The organism is Nesterenkonia haasae, from assembly GCF_010119385.1.
GTDB classification, from domain to species: domain Bacteria; phylum Actinomycetota; class Actinomycetes; order Actinomycetales; family Micrococcaceae; genus Nesterenkonia; species Nesterenkonia haasae.
The window spans coordinates 1-17,574 of sequence record NZ_VFIE01000036.1 but is presented as its reverse complement, the minus strand read 5'-3'; the positions used below and the strand labels follow the sequence as shown (position 1 = coordinate 17,574).

Annotated in this window: 14 protein-coding genes and 1 rRNA gene; 6 read left to right on the top strand and 9 right to left on the bottom strand. The window is 60.3% G+C overall.

The features are described from left to right. The 6 genes from FH975_RS16115 to FH975_RS16090 all read right to left on the bottom strand — a co-directional run. A 16S ribosomal RNA gene (locus FH975_RS16115) occupies window positions 1-72 on the bottom strand; the annotation flags it as partial. 442 nt (window positions 73-514) lie between these two features. Then, window positions 515-2,047, bottom strand: coding sequence for a maltokinase N-terminal cap-like domain-containing protein (locus FH975_RS16110; protein ID WP_162322192.1), 1,533 nt, complete (start codon window positions 2,045-2,047; stop codon window positions 515-517). Beyond that, window positions 2,044-3,039, bottom strand: coding sequence for a 23S rRNA (guanosine(2251)-2'-O)-methyltransferase RlmB (gene rlmB / locus FH975_RS16105; RefSeq protein WP_162322195.1), 996 nt, complete (start codon window positions 3,037-3,039; stop codon window positions 2,044-2,046). The genes FH975_RS16110 and rlmB overlap by 4 nt, the downstream gene beginning before the upstream one ends. Window positions 3,040-3,041: 2 nt before the next feature. Next, a complete protein-coding gene (gene cysS / locus FH975_RS16100; protein WP_153079035.1) occupies window positions 3,042-4,487 on the bottom strand; it encodes a cysteine--tRNA ligase in 1,446 nt (481 codons plus the stop codon). A 41-nt stretch (window positions 4,488-4,528) separates the two neighbouring features. Continuing rightward, entirely contained in the window at window positions 4,529-5,881 is a 1,353-nt protein-coding gene (gene ispD, locus FH975_RS16095) for a 2-C-methyl-D-erythritol 4-phosphate cytidylyltransferase (protein WP_235928809.1), read from the bottom strand. A 32-nt stretch (window positions 5,882-5,913) separates the two neighbouring features. Further along, a complete protein-coding gene (locus FH975_RS16090; RefSeq protein ID WP_153079036.1) occupies window positions 5,914-6,414 on the bottom strand; it encodes a CarD family transcriptional regulator in 501 nt (166 codons plus the stop codon). A gap of 191 nt (window positions 6,415-6,605) precedes the next feature. On the opposite strand from FH975_RS16090, the gene FH975_RS16085 reads away from it, so the two are divergent. The 3 genes from FH975_RS16085 (at window position 6,606) to FH975_RS16075 (ending at window position 8,897) form a co-directional block, all read left to right on the top strand. Then, entirely contained in the window at window positions 6,606-7,169 is a 564-nt protein-coding gene (locus tag FH975_RS16085) for a hypothetical protein (protein WP_162322191.1), read from the top strand. A gap of 242 nt (window positions 7,170-7,411) precedes the next feature. Next, a complete protein-coding gene (locus FH975_RS16080; RefSeq protein ID WP_162322190.1) occupies window positions 7,412-8,554 on the top strand; it encodes an ABC transporter ATP-binding protein in 1,143 nt (380 codons plus the stop codon). A gap of 166 nt (window positions 8,555-8,720) precedes the next feature. Further along, a complete protein-coding gene (locus FH975_RS16075; RefSeq protein ID WP_153079039.1) occupies window positions 8,721-8,897 on the top strand; it encodes a hypothetical protein in 177 nt (58 codons plus the stop codon). A 192-nt stretch (window positions 8,898-9,089) separates the two neighbouring features. Here FH975_RS16075 and FH975_RS16070 read toward each other — a convergent pair whose 3' ends face one another. Next, on the bottom strand, window positions 9,090-10,598 hold the full coding sequence (locus FH975_RS16070; RefSeq protein WP_162322189.1) for a mannitol dehydrogenase family protein: 1,509 nt from the start codon (window positions 10,596-10,598) through the stop codon (window positions 9,090-9,092). 65 nt (window positions 10,599-10,663) lie between these two features. Continuing rightward, window positions 10,664-11,596, bottom strand: coding sequence for a sugar-binding transcriptional regulator (locus tag FH975_RS16065; protein ID WP_235928808.1), 933 nt, complete (start codon window positions 11,594-11,596; stop codon window positions 10,664-10,666). 168 nt (window positions 11,597-11,764) lie between these two features. Between FH975_RS16065 and FH975_RS16060 the strand changes: the two genes are divergently transcribed. The 3 genes from FH975_RS16060 to FH975_RS16050 are packed head-to-tail and all read left to right on the top strand — an operon-like array spanning window position 11,765 to window position 14,989. Then, the gene (locus FH975_RS16060; protein WP_235928807.1) at window positions 11,765-13,138 is read left to right on the top strand and encodes an ABC transporter substrate-binding protein; all 1,374 of its coding nucleotides are present in this window, start codon (window positions 11,765-11,767) and stop codon (window positions 13,136-13,138) included. 1 nt (window position 13,139) lies between these two features. Further along, window positions 13,140-14,090, top strand: a complete 951-nt coding sequence (locus FH975_RS16055) for a carbohydrate ABC transporter permease (RefSeq protein WP_153079042.1) — start codon at window positions 13,140-13,142, stop codon at window positions 14,088-14,090. Next, a complete protein-coding gene (locus FH975_RS16050; RefSeq protein WP_162322187.1) occupies window positions 14,087-14,989 on the top strand; it encodes a carbohydrate ABC transporter permease in 903 nt (300 codons plus the stop codon). The genes FH975_RS16055 and FH975_RS16050 overlap by 4 nt, the downstream gene beginning before the upstream one ends. Window positions 14,990-14,994: 5 nt before the next feature. Here FH975_RS16050 and FH975_RS16045 read toward each other — a convergent pair. After that, the coding region (locus tag FH975_RS16045; protein WP_235928806.1) for an FtsX family ABC transporter permease at window positions 14,995-17,574 on the bottom strand (2,580 nt) is incomplete at its 5' end.

Below are 17,574 nucleotides of genomic sequence, written 5' to 3'. Positions count from 1 at the left end.
TCATCGTTCGACTTGCATGTGTTAAGCACGCCGCCAGCGTTCATCCTGAGCCAGGATCAAACTCTCCATCAAAAAATTAATAGAGAAACAACAACATTAATAACTGGTCCAACCCCGCCGGAAAAACGGAGCCTCACAGGACCAGAAAATCTAAAGTTGTTGGATAATCCATGGCTAATGTCGCAGTTATCTATCACGGGGGTGACAGACCTGCGACCATAACCAATGTAAATAATTGGTTTTCAACAAACTTGGCACACTATTGAGTTCTCAAGCTACGACTGCCGCCGGCACCATCAGAAGAAACCCTCTGAATCGCTCCGGAGCAACTTTCCTATCTTACCGGAACTGTCTTCCGAGTGTCAACTCGGTATTTTCAGTTCCTGTTGGATAGAAGATCGGACCTTTTGGTCCTGGTTTGCGCCGTAGCTCCGGGTTAGTTCCCTTCGCAATGCAGCGCGGATAGTTACTCTAGCACCAGTTTCCGACGAATGTAAACTCCGCGTAAACCCGCCTAGTTTTCGGCCTGAAGCAGCATCGAGGGACGGAAAACCCAGCGGCCTTCCCAACGGGAAAACAGCTCGAGTGCTTCGGTCAACATAGCTGCGCGGAAAAACACCGAGTCCACCGCGCCACTGTCTGCGTCTGATCCCCGATAGCCCTTCAGAAATTCAGCCGAGGACTCTTCGTACCACTGCCCAAAGTTCACCGGTTTCGGCGATTCAGAGTCACTGGCGGAGGGGGCTTCCTTATCTGAATCTGACTGGTTGCTCGTGGAGAGCGTCTCGGACTCTTGAGGAGTCGGCGTCTCGCTGGCCGCTTCCATGACCATGTTGGCCAGCGACATCAACGTCGTGGTGACGTCTCTGAAACCAGGTGCGTGCTCTACAAAACCACCTGCTTCACTGACCACCCACTTGTTGGAGGCCATCCGGTGAAATTGGGAAAAGCCGAGGCCGCCGTGAATGCGCTGCAACATAAGCGGCTCGTCAGCGTCCCGAAGCTGCATGCTCATCAGGTCGATAACCTCATTGAGATCAGCGGCTTCGTCTTCGTCAAACTCCTGGCGCACCTTGCGCCACTGGGCCAATAGCGCCTGTTGCGCGTCCGTCGCGGAGACCTTCAGCTGATCGCTGGTCTGGGGGTATGCGCCGAATGCGCCCGCCAGGTCTGCGTGGAAGTTTCCGAGCAGCCTGCCGAGGTGCCGGGCGTTTTCGGCGAACGAGTCGCCAGCCTTCAGTGATTCACGGGCCAATGTCAGGGCTTCCGGAGCTTCGGCTCCGGCTTCTCTGATGACAACCAGTTCACCCGTGACCCACTCAGCGCCACTCCAATCGCTACCAGGTACCCGTTCCTCCCAGGCCCCAGTGACGATGCCTAGCACCCGCGATACCGCGGTGGAATGAGCCGTTGTTAATGTGTGCACTGTCTCGAGGAGCAACTCGCGCCGTGACGCGGGGCGTCGCGGGAAATCTAGGATGACTTTCTGCTGCCAATCCGACTCATCGGCACCAGTCGGCTGAACCAGGGTTCGAGTGCTGTGCGGGAGTATGGGTTCGGCGGGCTGTCTGCGCAAATCCAAGGTGAATGCCTCATGCTCAGCGAAGTCTGCATATGCCTGTCCGCGGGAACGCCCGTTGCGGCTGCCTTGTTGCCGCCGCGCCATCTCGAGGACAGCAGCGAGGAATGCCCTGTCGCGAGCTCCGTCATAAACCCACCACTCATCGCCGTCACGGGCACTGAGTTTTCCAATGAACGCAGCTTTGCCGGCCAGGGCGGAGGGACGGGAACGCAAGGCTATCGGCACAGATATGGTGATGGGTGAACCATCAGGATCTTCGGTGTTCGCCACCTCAAAAAGGTGCAGCTCGAGAAACAGTTGCGAATCGGCGTCGCCTTCAGGAGTAGGGAGCCGCAGACCACCGATTCGGGTCAAAGCGCGGCGGCCTCGCGGGGCGGGGAACCACGATTGGTTCGGCAGCCAGTTGCCTAGGATGTCTAAGAACCCGGGCTGCTCTTCTCCTCGAATCCGGGACTGCTGGGTCACTGCCTTCGAGCCCCCTGCCGCAGAGTCGAGACTTCGTAGAGGCTGATTCCAACGGCCATGGAAGCATTGAGCGATTCTGTGCTCGCGGCGATCGGAATCGACACAATCGCATCACAGGTTTCACGGATGAGCCGTGAGAGGCCCCGGCCTTCGGAGCCGACAACGAGCATCAGTGGCTGGTCAGCGAGGTTAAGGTTCGGTAGGTCGGTATCGCCGTCACCGTCGAGGCCTGCGACGAAATACCCCTGCTCCTGAGCGTCCTTGAGAGTCTGCGTGAGGTTTTTGGCCTTGGCCACCGGAATACGTGCTGCGGCGCCGGCAGAGGTCTTCCACACTGTGGCCGTGACCGCCGCACTGCGCCGTTCCGGAATCACGACGCCGTGCGCACCGAATGCAGCAGAGGCTCGCAGTATGGCGCCCAAGTTGCGGGGATCGGTGATGGAGTCGCAGGCCACGAGAAGCGGCGGGTGGGGGATGTGGCCTTTAGCCGAGGCCTCAATCAGTTCGCTGCTCATGTCGATGGCGTCAGCGTATTCGTAAGGTTCTAGGACCAGCGCGATCCCCTGGTGCACGGCATCGCCAGTGCTGGTGTCGAGCTGTCTGCGGCTGACCTCCTTGACCCGGATCCCATGGGCGGCGCAGTGTTCGAGAGACTCCCGGACCCTCCCGTCGGTTTCGATGTCCCTGGCGATGAGCAGCTGTTTGGCCGGCACCTGCTCGGCCAACGCTTCTACCACGGAGTTCCGACCAGCGACGACGTCGTCAGCACCGTATCCGGACCCGGAGGTGCGTGTTCTGCCTTGGGGGCGTTTGGAGGCGGCTCGTTCCGCCAGTTGCTTCTGGCGGTAAGCCTTGTGGTAGACGCGGTCCTCTGCTTTAGGCGTAGGCCCTTTACCTTCAAGGCGACGTTTGCCCTGACCACCGGTTCCTTTGGTCGGGCCCTTGCGTTCTTTCCGCACTGCGGAGCTCTTGGGTCGAGAATCTTTCGGCATGGTCACACTCCACTCTTTACTGACCATTGTGTGCCCTGCGGGGTGTCTTCGATGTGCACACCCACAGAGGCGAGTTGGTCTCTGATGGCATCTGCTCGGGCGAAGTCCTTCGAGACCTTCGCTTCGGCACGGCTGCTGAGCATTGTCTCCACGAGCTTCCCTAGGGCTGCATCGGCAGGGCCGGCGGAGGACCGGGGCTCAGGGACCTCACTGATCCCCAGGACTCGGAGCATTTCCGCGGTTTCAAGTGCGCGCAACTCCCCCACGTCCGCGTCGCCATTGTCTAGGGCTGTGTTGCCTGCCCGAACCGTCTCATGCAGCACAGCGAGCGCGGCGGGAACATTGAGGTCGTCATCCATAGCGGCGCAGAACTCTGCGGGGAGATCTGCGTGGGCTGGGCCCTCGGCACCCTGAGCCAGTGCGCGGTCGAGGAAATGCTCGATGCGCTCTAGGGCAGCTTCCGCTTCCTGGAGTGAACCGGGTTTGTACACCAGCTGCGAGCGATAGTGCGCTTGGCCGAGGAAGTAGCGAACTGCTTTGGGCCGGGCAGCTGCGAGCATCTCGTCAGGAGAGATGGTGTTGCCCAGCGACTTGGACATCTTCTCCCCCTCGAATGTCACCATGCCGTTATGCAGCCAAAACCGCGCGAAACCGTGACCTGCCGCCGCGGACTGAGCGAGTTCATTTTCGTGATGGGGGAACCGTAGGTCCAGCCCACCGCCATGGATGTCGAACGTCTCTCCGAGGTATTTGGTGGACATCGCTGAGCACTCCACGTGCCAACCGGGGCGGCCACGGCCCCACGGCGAATCCCAGGCAGCGGTCTCCGGTTCACCAGGTTTGTGGCCCTTCCAGAGCGCAAAGTCACGGGGATCGCGTTTGCCTCGCGGGTCAGCATCGGGCGCATCCTGCATGTCTTGTAGGTTTTGTCGGGTCAGCTCGCCGTAGGCCGACCAGGATCGCACGTCGAAATAGACATCTCCAGAACCGTCCGGTGCCGGATAGGCATGACCGACCTCGATCAGTCGTTGGATGAGCGCATGCATCTCGGTGATGTGTCCGGTGGCGCGGGGTTCATAGCTGGGCCGGCGGACGCCCAACGCATCGTATGCGTTGTGAAACGCCTGCTCGAATCGGTAGGCCAGGGCGAACCACGTTTCGCGAGCCGGGTAGTCGGCGTCTGGTTCGAAGTCGGGAGCGTAGGACGCAGTGGACTTCTCAAGAATCTTGTCATCGATGTCGGTGACATTTCGAACGCTGAGCACCTCATAGTCTGAAGCGTCCAGCCAACGGGCCAGGATGTCGAAGGCGACCGCTGACCGGACGTGACCGACATGCGGATTCCCCTGAACAGTCGCACCACAGTAGTAGAGGGACACCTTTCCCGGCTCCAGGGGCTGGAAGTCGCGCACTTGCGCAGTTTTGGTGTCGTAGAGTCTCAGGGCCACGGGCCATACCTTACCGGCTCAGGGTGAGAAAGCCGCTGCGATTAGTACAGGACCGCAGTGGCAGTGGCCATGATGCCCTCGCCCCGGCCGGTAAAGCCAAGTCCGTCAGAGGTCGTGGCCGACACGGCCACCGGGGCCGACGCCGCTTCACTGAGGACCTGTTGGGCCTCCTCCCGACGCGTTGCGAACTTGGGACGGTTGCCGATGAACTGGACAGTGACACTACCGATCCGGAAACCAGCCTCCCGGACAATCCGTGCTGCTTCAGCGAGCAGAACGACGCCGCCGGCTCCCTTGTACTGGGCTCGGCTGGTGCCGATGGTGTCGGCACCGAAGTGCGTGCCCAGGTCTCCCATACCTGCAGCGGAAAACAGTGCCGCACAGGCTGCGTGTGCTACCGGGTCGGCATCAGAATGGCCACTCAGGCCGCGCTCACCCGGCCAGTGGAGTCCGGCGAGCCACAGCTCTGTGGGCTCTTCGGCAGGGGCGAAGGCGTGGATGTCGTGGCCGATCCCCACCCTGGGGACCGCCAGTTCCAGTATCGATAGGTCATGTTCCCGAACCGAAGTTGTTGTGGGACCGAGCGACCGCTCCTGTGCAGCGTCGTCCTCGCTATGGTCTGCGAGTTCGGCGATCACAGCCCGCACGGTGGTGAGGTCGATACTGGTGGTGATCTTCAGCGCATGGGGATGGCCTTCCACCACGGTGACCGCTGCTCCGAGGTCTTCGGCGATCATGGCCTCATCAGTGAGCGCCGCGGCATCCCTCTTCGAGAGGTCGCGAATATGAGTGAAAGCCCGTTGGAGTAGCTCAAGGGTGAAGCCCTGAGGTGTCTGTACGGCACGCAGGTCCTGACGCGGCACGGTCTCGGTGACGCGCTCCGAACCGTCGACTCGCTTGATCGTATCGGTGACGGGGAGCGCCGGGATGACGCTCTCTGCCCCAGCGTCGAGCGCACTGAGCACTCGTTCGAATACGGATCCGGGTGTCAGAGCTCGGGCGGCGTCGTGAATCAACACGTGAACAGCACCAGTCCAGGATTCCAGCTCGGCGTGCTGCTCGACAGCCCGCACCCCAGAGCCGACTGACTCGGTGCGCGTGGCTCCTCCTGTGACAGTGACGACGGCGCCGCAGCGATGATTCAGGTTCTCACTGGCTGCGACCAGATGTTGTTGGGAATCGGTGTCCTGGGGAAGCACCAGCACCAGCAGATCTAAGGCCAGGTCAGCTGTGATGGCGTCCAGGGCATGGTCCAGCACCGTACGGTCCGTGATCTTAACCGCTGCCTTGGGCATGCCGTGCCCCAGGCGCGTGCCGGATCCTGCCGCCACAATGACCAACGCCCGGCGACGGTCCATGCGTGAGGGCACAGCGTCATCCGGGCGTTGAGTCATATATGGAATTCTAAGTGGTCTTCTGTATCTGCCTATGCAGAAGCAGGAGCTGCCTCGCGGAGGACGTCGTCGAGCAGGTTCTCAGCGTCTTCCTCTTCGAGCTCCTTGGCCAGACGCAGCTCTGAGACCAAAATTCGGCGAGCCTGTGAGAGCATCCGCTTCTCACCGGCGGAAAGACCACGGTCATTTTCACGCCGCCAGAGATCACGCACGACCTCGGCCAATTTGTGGATGGAGCCGGAAGCCAGCTTCTCCACATTGGCCTTGTACCGTCGCGACCAGTTGGTCGGCTCTTCAGTGTGCTCAGCCCTGAGCAGGCCGAATACTTTCTGCAGTCCCTCTTCATCCACTACGTCACGAACGCCAACTAAGTCGACGTTGTCCGCAGGGACCTTAATAGTTAGATCACCTTCGGAGACCCGCAAGGTAAGGTAAGTTTTTTCCTCACCTTTGAAAGTTCGCATCTCCACCTCTTCAATGGTGGCTGCACCGTGGTGCGGGTAAACGACTGTCTCGCCGACTTCAAAATTCATGTAATTATTCCCCTTTCCCGCAGACCAGTTTATCACGCCAGGGGAATCATCGGCGTGTCGCTGGACCACATGGCATGGTCAGCATTAGGGTTCGCCGCGCAATATTTCTTCTACGCAAAGTAGAATTCCGTGGGGATCGAGTAGTCTGGTCTTATCGGTTCGCGCACACATTGTTTGAAGGAGTTTCCGCGGTGAAGTACACCTCCCCGGCTCGTCGTGCAGCTGCGGCAGCTGTCCTGATCGGCGCCCTTGGCGCTACAGGCTGCTCAGCCATCAACTATCAGGCGACTACACACGTTTACTCTGGGTCGGACGGCACAATGTTCGACACCGAGGATGTGGCGCTGCGGCATATGGTGCTCGTCGCCGGAGAAGAAAACGGTCCGGCACGGCTTATTGGGCTGGCCTCGCATACCAATCCCGCTGCGCAGGGCCCTGTTGAGGTGTCGATCGAAATCGCCGGAGACACCCTGGACCTGAGCCTTGAGCCTGGTGAGGCAGTCAACCTTGAACATGATGAAGAGCTGGTCGTCTCCGCGATTGATTCACGCCCCGGATCCCTCCAAGAGGTGACTGTGACGGTGGACGGCACTGAGGAGTCGTTCAACGCCACAGTGGTGGATGGGACCCTCGAGGAATACCGGGATCTCCTGCCGGACGACTTCGATGCCAGCGTATTGGACCACCTTGAGCATGGTCCCGACACATGGGGCAGTGGAGCCGCCCACCACGACCCTGACGACGACGGACACTAGCGGTCCGGTGACAACTTGATTCGATGCCCCCTTCTGCCAGCAGGAGGGGGCATTTTCTGCTTCCAATCAAGCCTCTCAGTCGGCAACCGCATTCCGTAACGGGCGTCACAAGTGGACTTAGGCGTCGAGATGTGGTGTGATTCTGTCGTCTGTGTGAGACGTAACACACTTGCAGCTCACGTGGACTGTACACCTTCACTACGGATCGTCGGGCACGTACCTGCCCGTGAAAGGGAACCACTATGGCTTCTGTCACCTATGACCAATCGAGCCGCATATATACGCCTGGCGCGCGGCCTGCCATCAATCAGCTCGACTTGGAAGTCGCCGACGGCGAGTTCCTCGTGCTGGTCGGACCGTCCGGCTGTGGCAAATCCACCGCACTGCGAATGCTGGCCGGCCTCGAAGAAGTCAACGAAGGTCGCATTCTGATTGGTGGCGAGGACGTCTCTCACGTCTCGCCCAAGGACCGGGACATTGCGATGGTCTTCCAGAACTACGCGTTGTACCCGCATATGTCAGTTGCCGAAAACATGGGCTTCGCTCTCAAAATCGCCGGCGTCTCCAAGGAGGAGCGCGCCAAGCGAGTACAGGATGCCGCTAAGATCCTCGACCTCGAAGCCTATCTGGATCGCAAGCCTAAAGCTCTCTCCGGTGGTCAGCGTCAGCGCGTGGCCATGGGCCGCGCCATCGTGCGCAGCCCCAAGGTCTTCCTCATGGATGAGCCGCTGTCTAACTTGGACGCCAAGCTGCGCGTGCAGACCCGCACCCAGATCGCCGCCCTGACCCGCGAGCTGAAGACGACCACGGTGTACGTCACGCACGACCAGGTGGAAGCGATGACCATGGGCGACCGTGTCTGCGTGTTGAAGGACGGCGTGCTTCAGCAGGTCGACAGCCCTCGCAATCTCTACGACACTCCTGCCAATGTGTTCGTGGCCGGCTTCATCGGTTCTCCCGCGATGAGCTTGTTCAAGACCAAGGTAGAAGGCGGACAACTCCTGGTGGGCAACGAGCGCATCTCAGTCCCCGGAGTGGACCTCATGGGCAGATCCGAAGTCATCATGGGCATCCGCCCAGAGGACATGAACGTCTCGGATGACAACACTGGCATGGCCATGGTTGTCGACGTCCTGGAGGAGCTCGGCGCAGACGCATACATCTACGGCACCCCGCAGGATGTCCACACCTTCCAGCCCCTCATCGTCCGCGTCAGCGGACGGCGGCCTCCCTCCAAGGGTGAGCACGTCTACATCAAACCTTCGCCCGATTTTGTGCATCTGTTTGACGTAGAGACTGGTCTGCGGCTCAACGGAGACATTCCTGAGCACACTCCACATGCCACGCTTGACGACGTTGAGGCACTCGCAGACTCCGAAGAATAGCGTGTCGGCGCCCATGTGCGGCGTCATGACTTAGAATCTGCAGACAGCTGATAAAGGCGGCGGAAAGCGGTGATTTTCACCCTTTCCGCCGCCTTTATCTGTATTCACACTGGACATAGTGCCTCTATACAGGAAACGCCCAGGGATGGCCTCCTAGTGTGGAGACATGGCTAGAAATGCACTGTCAATTATCATTACGATTCTGCTCACAATCGTCTTCATTTGGCTTGCCTGGTGGCTTCTTACTGAAATCATCAGCATCGTGGGCAGTGTGATCCTTTCGATCATCATCGTGGTGATCGCACTGTTTGTCCTGCGGGGCATTACACGAGCCGCGTCCTAGCGGCATAGCCAAGGTTTGATTTAAGCACCCAATTACACAAGGAGTATCAATTATGCGCGGTGGCGGAATTTACATCGGCGGCGGTTTGCTGACCATTATCATTATCATCATCATTTTGGTGGTCGTTCTCTGACCCCATAGCAAGAACACCAGGGAAGCCTGTACGAGTCTCTCGTACAGGCTTCCCTGGTGTTAAGTGGCCTGGATCAGGTCTCTCAACAGAGCCCGTGCACCTCGTTCACGCAGGGTGGTCAAGGCACTTATATAGGGCTCTGCGAAGTCGGGATTTTCGGCGAGATTCCCAAACAACTCAGTTTGACGAATGAAGGCGAGTTGGTCGCGACCGTGATGGGCTGCAGCAGACATCACCTGGTCACGGAGTCTGTCGGCTACGGGCCACCTCTCCCCATTCTCCCCAACTCCTTCCGCATAACGCGCCCAGGAAGCCACAATGGCGGCCGACCCGCTCACATCACGCCCGGAGGCGAGATTCTCCCGTATGACCGGCACCAACCACGTAGGAATACGATCCGAGGACTCTTCAGCTAACCGCGCCAGGGTGTCCCGGACATGCTCATTGCCGAACCGGGACATCAGTTGCTCCTTGTACTCATCCAGTTGGATTCCCGGCACCTCCGGGACAGCAGGAGTACCTTCCCTGTCCATGTAGAGATACCGGGCGAAATAGGCGAGATCAGAGTCTTGAACCGCCTCGTGGGCGTATGTGTGGCCCAACAGGAGACCTAAGTATGCGATAGCTTGATGACTGCAGTTCAAGAGGCGAAGCTTCATCAGTTCATAGGGTTCGACATCCTCCACCATCTGGACGCCTACTTCCTCGAAGGCAGGCCGACCTTGCGGGAAGTTGTCCTCAATCACCCACTGCAGAAAGTCCTCGCTCACCACTGGCCAAGCGTCTTCGATTCCGTAATCGGCGCGAACCATATGACGGTCCGCCTCTGATGTTCTTGGGGTAATTCTGTCGACCATTGTGTTGGGAAATGCGACGTGTTGTGCAATCCATCCGGCAATGGGTTCGGCAGCCTGGTGGTCCTTGCGCTCTGCGTAGGCAATCACCATGCGCTGGGCGAGGTTGCCATTGCCACGCACGTTGTCGCAGGACAATACGGTAAATGGCGGCACGCCCTTGGTCCGCCGCCGCCGCAGGGCCTCGACCACGTAGCCGAACATTGTGCTCGGGGTGTCGCCGGCATCAAAGTTGGCCGCGAGGTCCGCGGCGACAGCCGGCGTCGTGTCCTGAAACTCCCCTGTGGTGGGGCTGTAGTTGTAGCCGCCTTCGGTCACGGTCAGCGACACGATACGCACAGCAGGGTCGCAGAGTCGTTCTAGCACAGCCGCCGGATCATCCGGCGCATAGAGAAACTCAGCAATTGAACCGATCACACGGGAGTCACGGGACCCATCAGGCGCCTTGGCAGTGAGCGTGTAGAGACCGTCCTGGGCATTCAGGGCGTCCCGCATGGCAGCGTCGCCAGGCATGAGCCCAACTCCGCAGACAGCCCACTGCGGCAAATGCCCACTGCAGAAGAGGCGATCGAGATACAACGCCTGGTGGGCCCGGTGAAACCCGCCGACTCCGAAGTGAACGATTCCCACGCGGCGATCCTCCAGGGGGTAGCTAGGGAGGTGCAGCCCGGGGACGTCAATCTGCGAAACTGTTGCGCTGTTGAGGGTGACCATCCCCACATAGTAACAACATATTGGCATATGAGCGCTCTAGTGTGCTCAAACGAGCATCCAGTGCTCTAGTCGAGGGCAGCCTTCACCCGGAGAGCCAGGTCGTCAGAAAGCACGAGGTCATCAACGAATCCAGCCCGTGCTGCTGCAATCACGGCCTCCGGGTGATCCTGCGCAGGCGCGAGAGCGATGACTCGGGCGCTGCGGAGCTGCTCGGCCCGCACCCCGATCACCCTGTTCTCCATGCCTGAACGCGCTATTTCTCCATTCGCTGTGACTAGGATTCCGGAACATTCAGCTACGACCCCGGCCTCGACCGCATCCTGTTGCTCCTGAGGGGTGAATCTCGCCCGAAGAGTCGAGGCTCCTTCCCCCCCTCCACCCACCGAGACCACTGCCACGTCCAGATCATCGGCAGCCTCTAGCGCCGCCCTGACCTCAGCCATGGCACGCAAGGACGCGGCCACCGCGTCGCTTTCCACAATCAGTGGTGTGGGTAGCGGCCATATCTGACCACCGGCCAAGGAGCCCAAGGCATGCACCAGACCGGAGGACGCTGCCGCTGAGGTTCCGGGCGCGGATAGCGGCCCCACCAGCTGAACCACGTCAACGCGGGGAAGTGCTTGTAAATGCTCCGGAAGGTGCATCAGCGTTCGCGACCACGCCACACCCAGCCGAGCACCCTCATGCAGTCTCTGCTGAAGAACGCCAGCTGCCTGTCGGGCCAAGGCAGAGCGGAGAGTCTCGCCCGTGCGGGGCGTGACTACTGTCGCTGAGGAAACGCCCAGCCTTGCCGCGAGATCGGCATGATCCTCCCCCGCGTCCAAGGGATTCACCACGCGGATTTGAACGATTCCTTCGTTTTGGGCTCGCTCCAGCAGCCTTGCGACTTGGAACCTCGAGATTCCATGAGCCGTGGCGATCTCGACCTTGGAATGTCCCTGCAGGAAATATTCCGTGGCAAGCTCTGCCATGAGCTGTATGTCGCTCTTTTGAGACATATTCACCCTTCGTCCTTGCTCGCTAAGTGCCCACACCTTGCTCATTCGAGCCTACTATGACTAGAGTCACTTAACAGTTGAGCATACCGGGGCGCTCATATGAGCGTTCTGTGAATGATGATGATACGCCCGTGGCCGTGCCGCCGCGCAGATCAGGACGGGAAAGTTATGACCGGAATCTCTCACCGGATGAGCCGACGGAGTCTGCTCACCACAGGCTTCGGTGCCGCTGCCGGAGCCGCAGCTCTCAGCTTGACCGGTTGCGGCACCACAGGACGTGGCGGTCGCGAACAGATCGTCGTCGCCATTGTCTCCAATCCACAGATGCAGGATGCCATGAGCCTCATCAGCGATTTCCACCGGCAGCATCCGAATATTGACGTCCGCTTCGTCTCGCTGCCCGAGAATGAGGCGAGGGCAAAGATCACAGCATCTGTGGCTTCGGGGGGTGGCGAGTTCGACGTCGTGATGATCTCCAACTACGAAACCCCTATCTGGGCTGAAAGAGGTTGGCTGGCCGATCTGGAACCATACATCGGAGAGACCTCAGGATACGACGACGACGATTTTATCCCGACCATTCGCGAGGCCCTGTCCTACGACGGCCGTCAGCACGCAGTGCCCTTCTACGGAGAATCGAGCTTCCTGGTCTACCGCGAGGATCTCTTCATCGAGGCTGGTCTCGAGATGCCCCAACAGCCGAGCTGGGATCAGATCCGGGAATTCGCCGCAGAACTGCACAACCCGGCGCAGGGTTTCTCCGGAATCGCATTGCGGGGGCTCGCTGGGTGGGGAGAAAACCTGGCCCCTATCAACACCGTGATCAACACTTTCGGCGGACAGTGGTTTAACACCGACTGGGAACCCATGTTGAACTCCACAGAAGTTGTCGAGGCGGTCAGCACATACGTCGACACCCTGCGCACCTGGGGCCAACCCGGTGCCGCCACTTCCGGCTATGGCGAATGCATGACGCACTTCAATCAGGGCAACGCCGCTATGTGGTACGACGCCTCCGCGATGGTCTCCGGTATCGAAGACCCCCGATCATCCACTGTGGTGGGAAGCACCAACTACGCTTTGGCACCGGTGATGGAGACCGACTACTCCGGGTGGCTCTACGCGTGGAGCCTAGCCATCCCAGAAACATCACAACATAAGCAGGCCGCCTGGGACTTCATCACCTGGATGACCCACCCGGACTACTTCCAACTGGTGGGTAACGAAATTTCCTGGGAGGCCCTTCCTCCCGGATCGCGACAATCCACCTATGACATTCCCGAATATGCGGACATTTCCGGTCACTACGCAGAGCCGACCCTGACTTCCATGGAGAACGCCACTCAGCAGAACTCAATGGTGCATGAGGTGCCCTACGACGGGCTGCAGTTCGTTGCGATTCCCGAGTTCCAAGACCTAGGCACGCGCGTCGGCCAGCAGCTCTCGGCTGCGATCGCTGGACAGCAGACCGTGGAGGAGGCGCTGGATCAATCACAACGTTTCGCGGAGTCGGTTGCACGAACCTATGGATGGGGGAACTGAAATGACCACCACAACTCCGGCGCGCCCACCCAAGACACAGTCCGCAGAAGAGCTGCGTGCGCGCAAAGCCGCTGCACGGGCCGAAGGGTGGCGGCGACGAGCGCCCCTGCTGCCGGCGCTGATCTTTGTTATTGTCTGCACCCAGATCCCCTTCTTGCTGACCATCTGGTATTCGCTGCGTTCACGGAACCTGCTGCGGCCCGAAGGCGAACAGTTCGTTGGGCTGTCCAACTTTGCAGACATCTTCGTTGATTCGACATTCCGCTCCGCCGCCCTCAATTCCGTCCTGATCACTTTCGGATGTGTCTTTGCCGCACTGATACTGGGACTAGGACTCGCACTGCTGCTGGACCGACCGTTCGCCGGCCGGGGGGTGGTGCGTACCCTATTGATCACGCCTTTTCTGATCATGCCGGTCGCGGGCGCCATGCTGTGGTCGATCTCCATGTTCAACCCTTCCTACGGATTGGTGAACTGGATGATCGGCCTCGTCGGGATACCTCCTGTGGACTGGACCTCCCAATACCCCCTGTTCTCCATTGTGGTGGCCCTGGTCTGGCAGTGGACCCCGTTCATGATGCTGCTGCTGCTGGCCGGACTGCAGTCTCAGCAGCGCGATGTGCTCGAAGCCGCCTCTATGGACGGCGCCAGCACATGGGACACATTCCGCTTTGTCACTGTGCCGCACCTGCGGTTCTACATCGAACTGTCCGTGCTGCTCGGCGTGATCTACGTAGTCAATACTTTTGACCACATCTACCTGATGACAGCAGGAGGCCCCGGAACAGCCAGCGCCAACCTACCGTTCTACATCTACCAACGAGCTTTCCTCGGTTTCGACATTGGCCAGTCCGCCGCCATGGGTGTTCTCACCGTGATAGCCACCATCATCATCTCCCTGTTGGCGCTGCGGCTGATCTTCCGCGGCCTGAACGCGAAGGAACAGTCATGAACGTCGCAGCCCCACCAGAGACCGCATCCGCCACAGTGCACACCGCACAGGCCCCCCGTGTGAAAAAGGTGACCACGCGGCCACCGAAGGGACCCCGCAGAAGCAGCCTGCTGACAACCTTCACCTGGGTGGTGGCGCTGCTGTTCTTCGCCCCGGTAGCGTGGATGGTGCTGACAAGCTTCAAACAGGAGTCAGCCGCGGCGTCTTCGCCCCCGTCCTTCTTCTTTGAGCCGACGTTTGACCAGTACCGAAACATCCTCAGCTCAGACGCTGGCCCGTACTTCCTGAACTCGGTGATCGCCACGGCGGGGTCCACGCTCTTGGTGCTGCTCCTCGCGGTTCCCGCCGCCTATGCCTTGAGCATCCGACCGATCAAGCGAACCCAAGACGCCCTGTTCTTCTTCATTTCCACCAAGATGCTGCCCATTGTGGCGGTCATCATGCCGATCTACGTGATCGCCGGGCAGATCAGGATGCTGGACAACATCCTGACTCTGATCATCCTCTACACGGCAATGAATCTGCCGATCGCGATCTGGATGATGCGCTCGTTCTTCCTGGAGGTGCCAGGAGAGGTCCTGGAAGCGGCGTCAATTGACGGAGCTTCCTTGGTGGGCACTATGCGGCGGGTGCTCATCCCCATGGTGGCTCCAGGCATCGCCGCCACGGCACTGATCTGCGTGATCTTTGCGTGGAACGAGTTCTTCTTCGCTCTCAACCTCACCGCCGCCAACGCGGCGACTGCCCCGATCTACCTGATGAGCACCATGACCTCCGAGGGACTCTTCCTGGCACAGCTCTCAGCCGCCAGCGTTCTGGCCTCGTTGCCGGTGGTGCTCGCCGGCTGGTTCGCGCAGAAACAACTGGTCCGCGGACTCTCTATGGGTGCGGTCAAGTAGCGCGCTCACGCCGCATGACTCAACCCAGCAGCAGGTTGAACTCTGGAAAGTCTCCGAGCCGGCCACCACGCTGCCGCGAGCGCGGCCAGGAACGTGACCCCCCACACCGCCGCGACCCGCAGCCAAGGGATCTGCGCAGTGACTGCCCAGTCCTCATCTGCAGCCAAGGTACTGACCCCTGCCCAGCCGAACAGGATGCCGAGCCCAGTACCCATAATGAGAGCCACTGCCGCCAGTAGGAGAGCCTCGATACTGATGGTGGCGCCCAGCGCACCGCGGGTCATTCCTGAGGCGCGCAGCAGCGCACCCTCCCGTCGGCGCTCAAAGACAGACAGCGAAAGCGTGTTGCTCACACCAAGCACTGCCACGAATACGCTGGCACCCAGCAGTGCGATCACCGCCAGCAGCACGGTGTCGATGAATCCAGACATTTCGGCGCGTGAGGCGGCCCCTTCGAGACCCAGGCCGGTGCCGTGCTCTCCGGAGATCTCGGACTGCAGAGCCCAAATCTCCTCTGCAGTCGCTTCTTCCGTGACCCGGGCCATCATTCCAAGTTCGTCTGAGATCTCCCAGCCTTCCGGCACGGCAGTCTCAGGAAGCAGCACCGCATCACTGGGCGCCCAGAACGCCAGTTCGACGGTGAAATCATGTGCCACATCTGATCCGACTGGACTCAGCGTGACCACCCCAGTCTCTGCGCTGCTGGGCATCTCTGACCAGAAATCGGTTCCGACGAATCCCACGGTTCCACCATCGGTCAGATCTGCCAGTGGCAGGTGGGCGACCTCGTCGAATACCGCTGACTCCATGATCAAAGCTGACCAGTCCGTGCCGGAATCGGTCTGAACGTGGATTGTGGGCGTCTCGCGGACCGTCTCGATCACATCGCGCTGGCGCAGATCCTCTGCCAGGCCTTCATCCAGGGTGGTGGCGAGTCCATCGAGCGGCTGTGTCTCTGACAGCTCCGTCTGCAGCAGTTTCTCGGCTGTCGCAGCGCCGACCGTCATGGTCATCACCAGTGTGATGCCGACAAGCAGCGCGGCGGAGGTAGCTGTGGTGCGGCCCGGAACTCTCCGGGCGTTCTCGCCTGCAAGTTTCGTGGCAACGCGCGCCACGCCGAGCCGGGAGAGCATATTGCCCAGCAGCGCGGCGATGCGCGGTATGACCACTTTGGCGAGAATCAGCACGCCAGTAAACCCGACGAGGGCCCCCAGCACACCAAGGGCCGGTAGGGGCAGCCTCGTGATCGGGTCGGTGTTGAAGACCTGGTATGCGTCCTCTGAGTAAACGGTGGAAGGATTGGTGGTGGCCGCATACACCACGGCCCCCAACCCCACGGCGGTGATAGCGGCACCAAGGCCGATGCGTATGCGTGAGGCGCCTCGTTCGGGTTCTTCAACCTCAGCTGGCCGCAGGGCGGCCATGGGTGAGACTCGCCCCGCCTTGAGCGCCGGCAGAAGCGCTGATCCGGCTGCCATCAGCAGACCGAGCCCGAGGCCGATACCAACCGCCAGCGGCGTCGGGAGTACGGGGGGTATTTCGCGAATGCCATCGTTGACGTGGTTGAGGATGAGCACCGCCCCTTGAGCGATGCCCCAGCCGATCATCACACCCGCTGCACCACCGAGCAGACCCAGAAGGACGCCTTCGAACAAGGTCGCTCGCCGCAACTGAGCCGCCGTACCGCCTACAGCGCGAACCAGCGCCATGGTCCGCAGCCTGGAGGCCACAATGACCTGAAAAGTATTCGCAATCACCAGAGCCGAGACGAAGACTGCAATGCCGCCGAACCCAAAGGCGATCCACTGCATGGTCTGGGCGTCTCCGGTGCGCTCGGCGATCCACAATTCCACGACCTGACCGTGCGTGAACACGTCCAGTGAGTAGGTGTCGCCTTCGAAGGAACTGCCGAATTGGCCCTCGTGCCACGTACCCGAGGACCCTTCTTCTGCGAGCATCGGCAACTCGCCAGCCTCCACGAGGTCTTGAATGACCATCCCGATGTCCTGCTGAACCGCTGACTGGGCCTCCTCACGGCCGTGATCTGCCTCTGGGAGCAACACTCTAATCTGCTCCGGCCACACATCACTCATAGCCTCAAGGCCTTCCGCCGTGAGCCAACCGCTGGGCTGGCCCCCCTCAGCGCTGACCCCGGCGACAGTGTACTCAGCGCCTTCAGCATCACTTCCGTCAGAGTGGACGAACGTGTCTCCCGGCTGAAGGTCCAGGGACGCGGCCGACGTCGAATTCAACAGGACTTCATCTGCTGCCTGCGGCAGGTTTCCGGAAGTGAGCTCGTAGTCCTGCAGCGCGCTCATGGTTCGCACTTCTACTCCGGTGAAGTAGTCGTCTCCTTCAACCTGGCGATAGAGGAAGGCACTGCGGATGGCCTCGGCCTGCGCTACGCCAGGCAGCGCTTCGATCCCATCAGCAAGCACGGTGTCCCCATAATGGCTGCCGTCAGCTCGCTCAGCACCTTCTTCCACATCGAACAGTGGAGAAGTGAATACCACCAGATCGGCACCTGCGGCCTCCTGTTCAGCCTCGGCGGTCACTGCGCGCGTCATGGAATCGACCAACATAGA

Bases quoted from the DNA above. Each gene is read 5' to 3' on its own strand.
- FH975_RS16065 (WP_235928808.1), bottom strand. From the start codon at position 11,596: ATGTCTCAAAAGAGCGACATACAGCTCATGGCAGAGCTTGCCACGGAA.
- FH975_RS16090 (WP_153079036.1), bottom strand. From the start codon at position 6,414: ATGAATTTTGAAGTCGGCGAGACAGTCGTTTACCCGCACCACGGTGCA.
- FH975_RS16050 (WP_162322187.1), top strand. From the start codon at position 14,087: ATGAACGTCGCAGCCCCACCAGAGACCGCATCCGCCACAGTGCACACC.
- FH975_RS16060 (WP_235928807.1), top strand. From the start codon at position 11,765: ATGACCGGAATCTCTCACCGGATGAGCCGACGGAGTCTGCTCACCACA.
- FH975_RS16070 (WP_162322189.1), bottom strand. From the start codon at position 10,598: ATGGTCACCCTCAACAGCGCAACAGTTTCGCAGATTGACGTCCCCGGG.
- FH975_RS16055 (WP_153079042.1), top strand. From the start codon at position 13,140: ATGACCACCACAACTCCGGCGCGCCCACCCAAGACACAGTCCGCAGAA.
- FH975_RS16075 (WP_153079039.1), top strand. From the start codon at position 8,721: ATGGCTAGAAATGCACTGTCAATTATCATTACGATTCTGCTCACAATC.
- FH975_RS16080 (WP_162322190.1), top strand. From the start codon at position 7,412: ATGGCTTCTGTCACCTATGACCAATCGAGCCGCATATATACGCCTGGC.
- ispD (WP_235928809.1), bottom strand. From the start codon at position 5,881: ATGACTCAACGCCCGGATGACGCTGTGCCCTCACGCATGGACCGTCGC.
- rlmB (WP_162322195.1), bottom strand. From the start codon at position 3,039: ATGCCGAAAGATTCTCGACCCAAGAGCTCCGCAGTGCGGAAAGAACGC.